Annotated in this window: 10 protein-coding genes; 7 read left to right on the forward strand and 3 right to left on the reverse strand. The window is 71.8% G+C overall.

The window, feature by feature from the left end:
• Window positions 1–10 precede the first annotated feature (10 nt).
• The 5 genes from AB0O01_RS14085 (at window position 11) to AB0O01_RS14105 (ending at window position 7,272) form a co-directional block, all read left to right on the forward strand.
• A complete protein-coding gene (locus AB0O01_RS14085) occupies window positions 11–289 on the forward strand; it encodes a hypothetical protein (RefSeq protein WP_355736390.1) in 279 nt (92 codons plus the stop codon).
• Between the two features lie 235 nt (window positions 290–524).
• Window positions 525–1,748: a histidine kinase gene (locus tag AB0O01_RS14090; protein ID WP_365313180.1), complete on the forward strand. Its 1,224-nt coding sequence runs from the start codon at window positions 525–527 to the stop codon at window positions 1,746–1,748.
• Window positions 1,749–1,791: 43 nt separating this feature from the next.
• Window positions 1,792–2,475 carry a response regulator transcription factor gene (locus AB0O01_RS14095; RefSeq protein WP_365313182.1) on the forward strand — a complete coding sequence of 228 codons (684 nt, stop codon included), beginning with the start codon at window positions 1,792–1,794 and terminating at the stop codon, window positions 2,473–2,475.
• Window positions 2,476–2,674: 199 nt separating this feature from the next.
• Window positions 2,675–5,947 carry an efflux RND transporter permease subunit gene (locus tag AB0O01_RS14100; protein ID WP_365313183.1) on the forward strand — a complete coding sequence of 1,091 codons (3,273 nt, stop codon included), beginning with the start codon at window positions 2,675–2,677 and terminating at the stop codon, window positions 5,945–5,947.
• 257 nt (window positions 5,948–6,204) lie between these two features.
• Window positions 6,205–7,272, forward strand: coding sequence for a lectin (locus tag AB0O01_RS14105; protein ID WP_365313737.1), 1,068 nt, complete (start codon window positions 6,205–6,207; stop codon window positions 7,270–7,272).
• A 110-nt stretch (window positions 7,273–7,382) separates the two neighbouring features.
• Here AB0O01_RS14105 and nadA read toward each other — a convergent pair whose 3' ends face one another.
• Window positions 7,383–8,567: a quinolinate synthase NadA gene (gene nadA / locus AB0O01_RS14110; protein ID WP_365313185.1), complete on the reverse strand. Its 1,185-nt coding sequence runs from the start codon at window positions 8,565–8,567 to the stop codon at window positions 7,383–7,385.
• Between the two features lie 265 nt (window positions 8,568–8,832).
• Between nadA and AB0O01_RS14115 the strand changes: the two genes are divergently transcribed.
• Complete coding sequence (locus tag AB0O01_RS14115) at window positions 8,833–9,189, forward strand: iron-sulfur cluster assembly accessory protein (RefSeq protein ID WP_365313187.1); 357 nt, start codon at window positions 8,833–8,835, stop codon at window positions 9,187–9,189.
• A 72-nt stretch (window positions 9,190–9,261) separates the two neighbouring features.
• Here the strand turns inward: AB0O01_RS14115 and AB0O01_RS14120 are convergent, their stop codons facing one another.
• The gene (locus AB0O01_RS14120; RefSeq protein ID WP_365313189.1) at window positions 9,262–10,845 is read right to left on the reverse strand and encodes a hypothetical protein; all 1,584 of its coding nucleotides are present in this window, start codon (window positions 10,843–10,845) and stop codon (window positions 9,262–9,264) included.
• A 120-nt stretch (window positions 10,846–10,965) separates the two neighbouring features.
• Window positions 10,966–11,175 (reverse strand): hypothetical protein, encoded by a 210-nt coding sequence (locus AB0O01_RS14125; protein WP_365313190.1) that lies wholly within the window; start codon window positions 11,173–11,175, stop codon window positions 10,966–10,968.
• A gap of 131 nt (window positions 11,176–11,306) precedes the next feature.
• Here AB0O01_RS14125 and AB0O01_RS14130 point away from each other — a divergent pair, with 131 nt between their 5' ends.
• Window positions 11,307–12,281: a carbohydrate kinase family protein gene (locus AB0O01_RS14130; RefSeq protein WP_365313191.1), complete on the forward strand. Its 975-nt coding sequence runs from the start codon at window positions 11,307–11,309 to the stop codon at window positions 12,279–12,281.
• The last annotated feature ends 82 nt before the right edge of the window (window positions 12,282–12,363 follow it).

Genomic DNA, 12,363 nt, shown 5'->3' on the forward strand with positions numbered 1-12,363 from the left:
GGAGGGCGACATGATCGTACGGATCATGGGGGAGGGACAGGTGACGCTGGCCGAGAGCCATCTCACCGACCTGAACAAGCTCGACGACGAACTCCTGGAGGAGATGGAGAACGGCGACGGACCCGGCTTCCGCCGCACCCTCCACGCCCTTCTCCAGGAGGTCCGCACCCTGGGCACCCCGCTCCCCGACGACGCCCTCGAACCCTCCGACCTCATCCTCCCGTCGCCGGACGCGACCCTGGAGGAGGTCCGGCAGCTCCTCAGCGACGAGGGCCTGATCCCGGGCTGACCGACATCCCCGGCGGACGGAAGCCCCCGTCTGACCGGAACCCCTGGCTGGCCGAGTCCCCCGGCGGACCGAAGCCCCGGACCGGCCGCGATTCCCGGCCCACCGCGGCTCCCGCCCGACGGGCATCCCCGGCCCACCGACACCCCCGGCCGACCGCACCCGCCCCGGGAGACCCCGCTCACCCCCCGCACCGGCCCCTACGCACCGCCCCCCGCCCGGGTTACCGTAAATCTCCGTGAGCACACTCGACCGCGCCCGGCGCCAGATCCGCGCCCACCCCCTGGCGCTCGACGCGGCCCTGGCCGTGGCCGTGCTGGTGTGCATGATCGCCGGATCCTTCACCGACTCCCACGGCAAGCACGGCGTCACCTGGGGCATCCGCACCCCCGACACCCTCAGCCTGGTCCTGATGACGCTCGGCGCCGCCGCCCTGGTCTTCCGCCGCCGCGCCCCCCTCACCGTCCTCGCCGCCACCGGCGCGCTCACCGTCCTGGAGAACGTCTCCAGCGACTCCCGCGCCCCCGTCGCCATGGCGGCCGTCGTCGCCCTCTACACCGTCGCCGCCCGCACCGACCGGACCACCACCTGGCGGGTCGCCCTGCTCACCACCGCCGCCCTCGCCGGTTCCGCGATGCTCGCCGGGCCGCTGCCCTGGTACGCCCAGGAGAACCTGGGGATCGTCGCCTGGACCGGGATCGGCGCGACCGCCGGGGACGCCGTCCGCAGCCGCCGCGCCTTCGTGCAGGCCATAAGGGACCGGGCCGAGAAGGCCGAGCGCACCCGGGAGGAGGAGGCCCGCCGCCGGGTCGCCGAGGAGCGGCTGCGGATCGCCCGCGATCTGCACGATGTCGTCGCCCACCACATCGCGCTGGTCAATGTGCAGGCCGGGGTCGCCGCCCATGTCATGGACCGACGGCCCGACCAGGCCAAGGAGGCCCTCGCCCATGTCCGCGAGGCCAGCCGCTCCGCGCTGAACGAACTGCGCGCCACCGTCGGTCTGCTGCGCCAGTCCGACGACCCCGAGGCCCCCACCGAACCGGCCCCCGGCCTCGCCGTGCTGGACGCGCTCCTCGCCACCTTCCGCAACGCCGGGCTCAGTGTCGAGGTGGCCCGCGCCGACCAGGGCGTCACCCTGCCCGCCGCCGTCGACCTGGCCGCCTACCGGGTCATCCAGGAAGCCCTGACCAACGTCCAGAAACACGCCGGACTCCAGGCGAAGGCCGAGGTCAGCGTGGTCCGGGTGGGCCCCAGCATCGAGATCACCGTGCTGGACGACGGCACCGGGGACGACACCGTCCCCCCGCCCGGCGGCGGCCACGGGCTGCTCGGGATGCGCGAGCGGGTCACCGCCGTGCGCGGCACCCTCACCACCGGCCCCCGCTACGGCGGCGGCTTCCGTGTCCATGCGATCCTGCCGGTCAGGACCGCGAAGCCCGTGCCCACCGGGGAGCCCAGATGACCGTACGCGCCGCCCTCCGTCCGCTCATAGGGGCGGTCCGCGCATGACCATCCGGGTGCTCCTCGCCGACGACCAGGCCCTGCTGCGCAGCGCGTTCCGGGTGCTGGTGGACTCCGAACCGGACATGGAGGTGGTCGGGGAGGCGTCCGACGGGGCCGAGGCGGTGCTGCTGGCCCGGTCGGAGCGGGCGGACGTGGTGCTGATGGACATCCGGATGCCCGGCACCGACGGACTCGCCGCCACCCGCATGATCAGCGCGGACCCCACCCTCGCCCAGGTCCGGATCGTCATCCTGACCACCTTCGAGGTCGACGACTACGTGGTGCAGTCGCTGCGCGCCGGGGCCTCCGGGTTCCTCGGCAAGGGCTCCGAGCCCGAAGAACTGCTCAGCGCCATCCGGCTCGCCGCCAACGGGGACGCGCTGCTCTCCCCGGCCGCCACCAAGGGCCTGATCGCCCGCTTCCTCGCCCAGGGCGACGGTTCGGCCGCCGAGCGCGACCCGGCCCGCGCCGAGAAGCTCCAGGCGCTGACCGGACGGGAGCGCGAGGTGCTGGTGCAGGTCGCCGGGGGACACTCCAACGACGAGATCGCCGAGCGGCTCTCGGTCAGTCCGCTCACCGTGAAGACCCATGTCAACCGGGCCATGGCCAAGCTCGGTGCCCGCGACCGGGCCCAGTTGGTGGTCATCGCCTACGAATCGGGCCTGGTCCGTCCAAGGGTGGAGTGACCCGGGTCGCCTCCTACTCCACCCGCAGTATGCGCGGCATAAGGATCTGGACCTGGGAGCGACGGATCGGGCCCCACCGATGGCCCAGGGTGGGGGAGTGGACAGGTGTTCCCGTCCGCTGGACGGTCATCGCCGACCCGCGGACGGTCGTCCCCGTCCGCAGCCCCGTCCCCCGGTCCCGGAAGAAAGACGCCGACCCATGTCCTGGCTGTCCAGATTCAGCCTCGCGCAACGCGCCCTGATAGGGCTGATGTCCCTCATCGCGCTCGCCTTCGGGGCGATAGCGATCCCGCAGCTCAAGCAGCAACTGCTGCCCACCATCGAACTGCCCATGGTGTCGGTGATCGCGCCCTACCAGGGCGCCTCCCCGGACGTGGTCGAGAAGCAGGTCGTCGAACCCATCGAGGACAACCTCGAAGCGGTCGACGCCATCACCGCGGTCACCTCCACCGCCAGCGAGGGCAACGCCGTGATCATGGCGTCCTTCGACTACGGCCGTGACACCCAGCAACTGGTCGCCGATGTCCAGCAGGCCGTCAACCGCGCCCGGGTGATGCTCCCGGACGAGGTCGACCCGCAGGTCATCGCCGGTTCGACGGACGACATCCCGACCGTCGTCCTCGCCGTCACCTCCGACGAGGACCAGCAGGCGCTGGCCGACCGACTGGAGCGGACCGTCGTCCCGACCCTGGAGGGCATCGACGGCGTCGGCCAGGTCACCGTGGACGGGGTCCGCGACCTCCAGGTCGCCGTCACCCCCGACACCGCGGAGCTGGCCCGCGCCGGGCTGACCACCCAGTCCCTCGCCCAGGCGCTCCAGGCGGGCGGCGCCACCGTCCCGGCCGGCTCCTTCGACGAGGACGGCGCCAACCGCACCGTCCAGGTCGGCGGCGGCTTCACCTCGCTGGAGCAGATCGAGGACCTGATGGTCACCGGCGAGCCCGGCGCCGACCCGGTCCGCCTCGGGGACGTCGCCGAGGTCGAGCAGCGGCAGGCCACCGCCGACTCCCTGACCCGCACCGGCGGCAGGCCCAGCCTGGCCGTCGCGGTCACCATGGACCAGGACGGCAGCGCGGTCGCCATCTCCGACGAGGTCGGGGACAAGCTCGGGCAGATGCGCGAGGACCTCGGCTCCGGCGCGGATGTCACCGTCGTCTCCGACCAGGGCCCGGCGGTCTCCAAGTCCATCCAGGGCCTGACCACCGAGGGCGCCCTCGGTCTGGTCTTCGCGGTCCTGGTCATCCTGGTCTTCCTCGCGTCGATCCGCTCCACGCTGGTCACCGCGGTGAGCATCCCGCTGTCCGTGGTCCTCGCCCTGATCGTGCTGTGGACCCGCGACCTCTCCCTGAACATGCTCACCCTGGGCGCCCTGACCATCGCGATCGGCCGGGTCGTCGACGACTCGATCGTCGTCCTGGAGAACATCAAGCGCCATCTCGGCTACGGCGAGGAGCGCGAGTCGGCGATCCTCACCGCGGTCCGGGAGGTCGCCGGGGCGGTCACCTCCTCCACCCTCACCACGGTCGCCGTGTTCCTGCCGATCGGCCTGGTCGGCGGCATGGTCGGCCAGTTGTTCGGGTCGTTCAGCCTCACCGTCACCGCCGCCCTGCTGGCCTCGCTGCTGGTCTCGCTGACCGTCGTACCGGTGCTGTCGTACTGGTTCCTGCGGGCGCCGAAGGGCACCCCCGAGGACGCCGAGGAGGCGCGCAGGCTGGCGGAGGAGAAGGAGGCCAGGAGCCGTCTCCAGCGTCTGTATGTGCCGGTCCTGCGGTTCGCCACCCGGCGGCGCCTGACCAGTGCCGCTCTCGCGGTCGTCGTGCTGCTCGGCACCTTCGGGATGGCGCCGCTGCTGAAGACCAACTTCTTCGACCCGGGCGACCAGGAGGTGCTCAGCATCCGCCAGGAGCTGGCGCCCGGCACCAGCCTCGCGGCCACCGACGCCCAGGCCAAGAAGGTCGAGGAGGTCCTCGGCCGCACCGAGGGCGTCAAGGACTACCAGGTCACCGTCGGCTCGTCCGGCTTCTTGGCGGCCTTCGGCGGCGGCACCGACACCAACCAGGCCAACTACTCCGTGATGCTGGAGGAGTCCGCCTCCTACGAGGATGTCGAGGAGCGCATCGACAGCGAGCTGGCGAAGCTCGACGGCATCGGCACCACCACCATCGCGGCCGGTGACGGCTTCGGCAGCCAGGACCTGAGCGTGGTCGTCAAGGCCGCCGACGCCGACACCCTGCGCACCGCCGCCGAGCAGGTCCGCGAGGCCGTGGCGGAGCTGGACGACGTCACCGATGTCACCAGCGATCTCGCCGAGAGCGTGCCCCGGATCTCGGTGCGGGCCAATGAGCGGGCGGCCGGGGCCGGGTTCACCGACCAGACCCTCGGCGCGGTCGTCGCCGAGGCGGTGCGCGGCACCACCGCCGGACAGGCCACCCTGGACGACACCGAGCGGGACATCGTCATCAAGGCGGAGCGGCCCGCCACCACCCTCGCCGAGCTGAGGGCGCTGCCGCTCGGCCCGGTGAAGCTCGGTGACATCGCCACCGTCGAACTGGTGGACGGCCCGGTCTCCATGACCCGCATCGACGGCCAGCGCTCGGCCACGGTCACCGCCAAGCCGACCGCCGACAACACCGGCGCGGTCAGCGCCGATCTGAACACCGCGATCAACGACCTGGAGCTGCCCGCCGGGGCCACCGCCGAGATCGGCGGCGTCACCGCCGACCAGGACGACGCCTTCGGCAATCTGGCGCTGGCGATGCTCGCGGCCATCGCGATCGTCTTCATGCTGCTGGTGGCGACCTTCCGCTCGCTGGTCCAGCCGCTGATCCTGCTGGTGTCCATCCCGTTCGCGGCGACCGGCGCGATCGGTCTGCTGATCCTCACCGGCACCCCGATGGGCGTCCCGGCGATGATCGGCATGCTGATGCTGATCGGCATCGTGGTCACCAACGCGATCGTGCTGATCGACCTGATCAACCAGTACCGCAAGCAGGGGTACGGAGTGGTCGAGGCCGTGATCGAGGGCGGCCGGCACCGGCTGCGCCCGATCCTGATGACGGCCCTCGCCACCATCTTCGCGCTGCTGCCGATGGCCCTGGGCATCACCGGCGAGGGCGGCTTCATCGCCCAGCCGCTGGCGGTGGTGGTGATCGGCGGTCTGATCACCTCGACCCTGCTGACCCTGCTGCTGGTCCCGACGCTCTACGCGATGCTGGAGCTGCGCAAGGAGCGCCGGGCGAAGAAGCGGGCGGCGAAGCGGGCGGGCGGGGAGCCCTCCGGCGACGACCCGGCATCCGGCTCGGACTCCGACTCCGACTCCGGGTCCGACTCCGGGTCCGGCTCCGAGGACTCCCCGGATTCCTCCGGCCCTTCCGGGTCCTCGGGCCCCTCCGGCTCCTCCGGTCCCTCGGGTCCCTCCGGCCCCTCCGGCCCCTCCGGCCCCGGCAAGTCCCCGGAGCCCGCCGGAGTCTGACCCTCCGTCAGCCGTACGGCCGCCACCGGCCCCCGCCCCGAGCGCTCCCGCGCCCGGGGCGGGGGCCTTCCGTTTCACTTGGTCTAGGCCAAAGTCTTGACGCCCAATTCCCTCAAGCCTTAAAAGAAGTGGTGAGAGGTGCGGCGTTCCGGCGACTCCCAACCCTCCTCCTCCATCCCCCACTTGAGCAGACGAGGTAAGGCATGGGCATCGCACAACGCTGGAGACGTACGGCGTCGGTGGCAGCCGGCACCCTGATGGTCGCCCTTCTGAGCGTGCTGCCCGCGCAGCCCGCCGCCGCGGCCACCGGCCAGATCAGCGGACTGGCGGGCAAATGCGTGGACGTCGCCGCGGCCGGCACCGCCAACGGCACCGCCGTGCAGCTCTACGACTGCAACGGCAGCGCCGCCCAGCAGTGGAACGTCGGCTCCGACGGCACCATCCGGGCACTCGGCAAGTGCCTGGACGTCTCGGGCGGCTCCACCGCCGACGGCGCCCGGATCCAGCTCTGGGACTGCAACGGCTCCGGCGCCCAGCGCTGGACCGTCTCCGCCGCCCGGGACATCGTCAACCCGCAGGCCAACAAGTGCCTGGACGTCACCGGCGCCAACAGCGCCAACGGCACCCGGCTCCAGTTGTGGACCTGCAACGGCAGCACCGCCCAGAAGTGGACCGCCCCGGCGGCCGGCGGCCCGGGCACCCCGAGCGGATTCGTGGTCACCGAGGCCCAGTTCAACCAGATGTTCCCGGGCCGCAACTCCTTCTACACCTACAGCGGACTGGTCGCCGCCCTCTCCGCCTACCCGGCCTTCGCCACCACCGGCAGCGACACCGTCAAGAAGCAGGAGGCCGCCGCCTTCCTCGCCAATGTCAACCACGAGACCGGCGGCCTGGTCCATATCGTCGAGCAGAACACCGCCAACTACCCCAACTACTGCGACTGGAGCCAGTCCTACGGCTGCCCGGCCGGACAGGCCGCCTACTACGGCCGCGGCCCGATCCAGTTGAGCTGGAACTTCAACTACCGGGCCGCCGGTCTCGCCCTCGGCCTGGATCTGCTCAACAACCCCTGGCTGGTGCAGAACGACGCCTCCGTCGCCTGGCGCACCGGCCTGTGGTACTGGAACACCCAGACCGGCCCCGGCACCATGACCGGCCACAACGCGATGGTCAACGGCGCCGGCTTCGGCCAGACCATCCGCTCCATCAACGGCTCGCTGGAGTGCGACGGCCGCAACCCGGCCCAGGTGCAGAGCCGGGTCGACGCGTACAACCGCTTCACCGGCATCCTCGGGGTGTCCCCGGGCGCCAACCTGTACTGCTGAGCGCCCCCCGACCCCCCGACCCCCGGCCACAAACGACTCAAGGGGTGCCCTCCCCCACGGGGCACCCCTTGAGCCACCGCCACCGCCACCGCCACTGCCACCACCACCGGCTACGGCAGCGCGAGCATCCGCTCCAGCGCCAGCTTGGCGAACGCCTCCGTCTCCGCCTCCACCTCGATCCGGTTGACCAGATTCCCCTCGGCCAGCGACTCCAGCGCCCACACCAGATGCGGCAGATCGATCCGGTTCATGGTCGAGCAGAAGCAGACCGTACGGTCCAGGAAGACGATCTCCTTGCCCTCCGGGGCGAACCGGTTCGCCAGCCGCCGGACCAGGTTCAGCTCGGTGCCGATCGCCCACTTCGACCCGGCCGGGGCCGCCTCCAGCGCCTTGATGATGTACTCCGTCGAACCGACCTCGTCCGCGGCGGCCACCACCTCGTGCCGGCACTCCGGGTGCACCAGCACCTTCACCCCCGGGATCCGCTCGCGCACATCCCTGACCGACTCCAGGCTGAAGCGGCCGTGCACCGAGCAGTGCCCGCGCCACAGGATCATCTTCGCCGCGCGCAGCTCGTCGGCGGTCAGCCCGCCGTTCGGCTTGTGCGGGTTGTAGAGCACGCAGTCGTCCAGGGACATCCCCATGTCCCGCACCGCGGTGTTGCGGCCGAGGTGCTGGTCGGGCAGGAAGAGCACCTTCTCGCCCTGCTCGAAGGCCCAGTCCAGGGCACGCTTCGCGTTGGAGGAGGTGCAGATCGTGCCACCGTGCCTGCCCGTGAACGCCTTGATGTCGGCGGACGAGTTCATGTACGACACCGGCACGACCTGCCCGGCTATCCCGGCCTCGGTCAGTACGTCCCAGCACTCGGCGACCTGCTCGGCCGTCGCCATGTCGGCCATCGAGCACCCGGCGGCCAGATCGGGCAGCACCACCTTCTGGTCGGCGGAGGTCAGGATGTCCGCCGACTCGGCCATGAAGTGCACACCGCAGAAGACGATGTACTCCGCCTCGGGGCGGGCGGCGGCGTCCCGCGCCAGCTTGAACGAGTCGCCGGTGACATCGGCGAACTGGATGACCTCGTCCCGCTGGTAGTGGTGACCGAGCACGAACACCTTGTCGCCGAGCTTCTCCTTGGCCGCGCGGGCCCGCTCGACCAGATCCGGGTCGGACGGTGAGGGCAGGTCGCCGGGACACTCGACTCCGCGCTCGCTGCGCGGGTCGGCCTCCCGGCCGAGGAGCAGCAGGGCGAGCGGGGTCGGCTGTACGTCGAGGTCCTGCGTCGGGGCGGTGGTCACGACACACACCCTTTCTGTTCTGCACATACTTCTCGTCTATTTGACGCTATCTATCATAACCGCTTCATGTCAGTTTGACGATGTCCATAGCGTCGATGTGACGTGAATCCCCGTCGCGGTATGTGCGAGCATGAAAGGGGAATCGGCATCACGGGCAAGCCCTCGAAAAGACGGCCCCCGGCCCGGAATAGAACCGCCGGCCCGCCGGTTGAACCGTCGGCAAGCAGTCTCCAAGCAGTCTCCGTACAACCCGGGAGAGATGTAGATGTCCGTATCGGACGAGACCACCACCGTCACCGACGGCATCGTGCTGACCGAAGCCGCGGCGGCCAAGGTCAAGGCCCTGCTCGACCAGGAAGGCCGTGAGGACCTCGCGCTCCGCGTCGCCGTCCAGCCCGGTGGCTGCTCCGGCCTGCGCTACCAGCTCTTCTTCGACGAGCGCTCCCTCGACGGCGACGTGACGAAGGACTTCGGCGGTGTCAAGGTCGTCACCGACCGCATGAGCGCCCCCTACCTCGGCGGCGCCACCATCGACTTCGTCGACACCATCGAGAAGCAGGGCTTCACCATCGACAACCCGAACGCCACGGGTTCCTGCGCCTGCGGCGACTCGTTCAACTAAGCCGTACGCGCGAAGGCGGCGGGCACCCGGTCACCCCGGGCGCCCGCCGCCTTCGCCGTATCCGGGCCGCCGCTACTCCGGCAGCCGCGCCCCCGCCTTCTCCAGCGGCACCGCCTCCCCGTCCGGGCCGAGCACCGCCCGCCCGCCCAGCGGCTCGTCCAGTTGTACGGTCTCGTGCCGGATCTCGGCGATCAGAATGCACACCTTGTCCGGCCAGGGCGTCTCGGTCACGGTCACCCGCACCTCACCGCCGCTCTCCTCGGCCGACACCGCGTAGTCGGCGCACACTCCGGCGGTGAACCGGACCGTCAGCTCCCGCCCCTCGGCGGTGTACCCCTCGACCGGCACGTCCCGGCTCTGCGCCGCACCCCCCGACGGCTGCGCGGGGCTCTCCAGATACGCCGGATCCACCGCCGGATGGGTCACCGTGAAGGCGTCCGCCGCCCCGGCCGCCCGCACCTCGAACAGCCACGACGGCACCAGCGCCGACCGCCCCGCCACCGTGTGCGACGCCAGCCCGAACACCGCGTCCCGCACGGTGACCGCCTCCTGCGCCCCCTTGCCCGGCAGGGTGGTGGCGGGATCGCAGACCGGGTCCGGCGGCGCGGTCCCCTCCAGCGGTACGGGCTCGGCGCAGCCGCCGATCCCTACCTCGCCGTTCCCCGGCGCGGCGTTCAGCAGCCGCAGCGTCTCCTGCGCGCTCAGCACCGGGTACGTGTCCCCTTCGACCGGTGTCCCGAGCTGTCCGCTGCCGGCCACCACCTCGCCCTGCGCGCTCATGGTGAGCTGGGTGTTCCAGCCGTAGGTGGGCAGGCCGCCGACCCGGGGCACGGCGGTCACGGTCCGGTGGGGGGCCACGGGCTGCCCGGTGTCGAGCGACGCGTCGTCCTGCCCCACCGCCTTGAGCACCGGCCCGGCCAGCTCCCGCGCCTCGGCCGCGCTGATCGGGTCGGCGGTCGCGCCGGGTCCGGGCAGGGTCGTCGCGCACTTGGTGGGACTGAGGCAGGTGTCCGGACCGGCGGTGTACCGGACGAAGGACCAGGCCCCCGGCGCCTGCCGCCCCACCGAAAGACTCGGCCCCTGGCCGTCCTGCCCGCCGATCCGCCAGGCGTCCGCCTCGGCGACCGGCGTCCCCTCGATCCCGAGCGCCTCCGCGAGCCGGGTCACGTCCGCCGCCCCGATGTCCCCCGAGGGCCGGTACACGGCGGCGGAGTCCGGCCCCTTCGGCAGGGTCCCCTCGGCCCGGTACACACCCCCACCGGGATCCGGCTCACCCGGCGCGACACCGCTGGGCCCGCCGTACCCGTCGAGGGCGAGCGGCGGGGGAGTACCGGCCCCGTCCCCGGCGGGCGCCCCGGTGCCGGCGTCCCGCACGGCCGGGTCCCCGGCGGAGGTGGCGAGATACAGCCCCCCGCCACCGACCATCAGCACGGCGGCGGCGACAGAGGTGATCAACGCGAGGGAGCGATGCCGGGCGGGGCGGGGGGCCGGGGGTACGGGGCTTTCCGGGGGGTGCGGGGGTGTGTCGGGTTCCGGGGCTGTGCCGGATTCCGGGGCTGCCGAGCCCTCCCCACCTTCCCCCTTCTCCGGCTTCTCCGGTACGGGGTGCTCGGCGTGGTCGGGGTTCTCGGGGTGGTCGGGTCGTTCGGTGCTCACCGCATCGCTCCTTCGGCCGTTCAGCTCTCCCGGACGACCCGGACGGTCGTATACCAGTTCCCCCGGACAGGGGGCGCCGATGGGACGCGGCAGGGGAGCGCACGGTTCCCGGCGGAGCCGTCAGTCGCCGTACTCGGACATCGCGGCCAGCAGCCGCGCCGACCCCGGCGGCACGGTCACCCCGTGGATCAGCGACGGCGGCACCGGGCTCGCCGCGCCGCGCACCGGCACCGGGTAGTGCGGGGCCATCCGGGCGCCGTCCCCGCGCAGCGACGCGAGGTCGCCTTCGAGGTCGGCCGGAGCGGGGGAGTGGGCCTTGAGGTTCGTCATAGCGGCACCGTAAGCACGGTGGAGCCTGCGAAGAAAGATCTACTATCGGGTAGTTTTGCCCGCTTCAGCGGCGCCGGGCCGACCCGGTAGCGTTGACTGTCACTTACCCTCCCCTCAGGAGCGTCCACGCCGTGCGCATCGCAGTCACCGGCTCCATCGCCAATGACCACCTCATGACTTTCCCCGGCCGCTTCGCCGACCAGCTCGTCGCGGACCAGTTGCACACGGTCTCGCTGTCCTTCCTGGTCGACAAGCTCGATGTCCGCCGGGGCGGGGTCGGCGCCAACATCGCCTTCGGTATGGGCCAGCTCGGCACCCGGCCCGTCCTGGTCGGCGCGGCGGGCGCCGACTTCGGCGAGTACCGGGCCTGGCTGGACCGGCACGGGGTCGACACCGAGTCCGTCCGGATCTCCGAGACCCTGCACACCGCCCGGTTCGTCTGCACCACCGACGCCGACCACAACCAGATCGGCTCCTTCTACACCGGCGCGATGAGCGAGGCCCGTCTCATCGAGCTGAAGACCGTCGCCGACCGGATCGGCGGCCTCGACCTGGTCCTGATCGGCGCCGACGACCCCGAGGCGATGCTCCGCCACACCGAGGAGTGCAAGACGCGCTCCCTCGCGTTCGCCGCCGACTTCTCCCAGCAGATCGCCCGGATGCCGGGGGAGGAGATCCGGATACTGCTGGACGGCGCCGCGTACCTCTTCTCCAACGAGTACGAGAAGGGCCTCATCGAGACCAAGACCGGCTGGAGCGACGAGGAGATCCTCGGCCGGGTCGGCCACCGGGTCACCACGCTGGGCGCGCGCGGGGTGCGGATCGAGCGGGCCGGTGAGGACCCGATCGAGGTCGGCTGCGCGGAGGAGGAGCGCAAGGCCGACCCCACGGGCGTCGGCGACGCCTTCCGCGCCGGGTTCCTGTCCGGGCTGGCCTGGGGGGTTTCGCTGGAGCGGGCGGCGCAGGTCGGCTGCATGCTGGCGACGCTGGTCATCGAGACGGTGGGGACCCAGGAGTACCAGTTGCGCCGGGCGCACTTCATGGACCGCTTCACCAAGGCGTACGGCCACGAGGCAGCGGAAGAGGTCCGGACCCACCTGGGCTGAGCCGGGTCACCAGGGTTCGGCTCGGCCCGGTCACAGGGTTCGGCCCAGCCTGGTCGCCGGGTTCGGCCCAGCGCGGTCGCCG

The organism is Streptomyces sp. NPDC093252 (assembly GCF_040683675.1).
Lineage (GTDB): Bacteria > Actinomycetota > Actinomycetes > Streptomycetales > Streptomycetaceae > Streptomyces.

Coding starts and splice junctions, on each gene's coding strand:
- AB0O01_RS14115 (WP_365313187.1), top strand. CDS start 8,833: ATGTCCGTATCGGACGAGACCACCACCGTCACCGACGGCATCGTGCTG.
- AB0O01_RS14125 (WP_365313190.1), bottom strand. CDS start 11,175: ATGACGAACCTCAAGGCCCACTCCCCCGCTCCGGCCGACCTCGAAGGC.
- AB0O01_RS14100 (WP_365313183.1), top strand. CDS start 2,675: ATGTCCTGGCTGTCCAGATTCAGCCTCGCGCAACGCGCCCTGATAGGG.
- AB0O01_RS14085 (WP_355736390.1), top strand. CDS start 11: ATGATCGTACGGATCATGGGGGAGGGACAGGTGACGCTGGCCGAGAGC.
- AB0O01_RS14105 (WP_365313737.1), top strand. CDS start 6,205: ATGGTCGCCCTTCTGAGCGTGCTGCCCGCGCAGCCCGCCGCCGCGGCC.
- AB0O01_RS14095 (WP_365313182.1), top strand. CDS start 1,792: ATGACCATCCGGGTGCTCCTCGCCGACGACCAGGCCCTGCTGCGCAGC.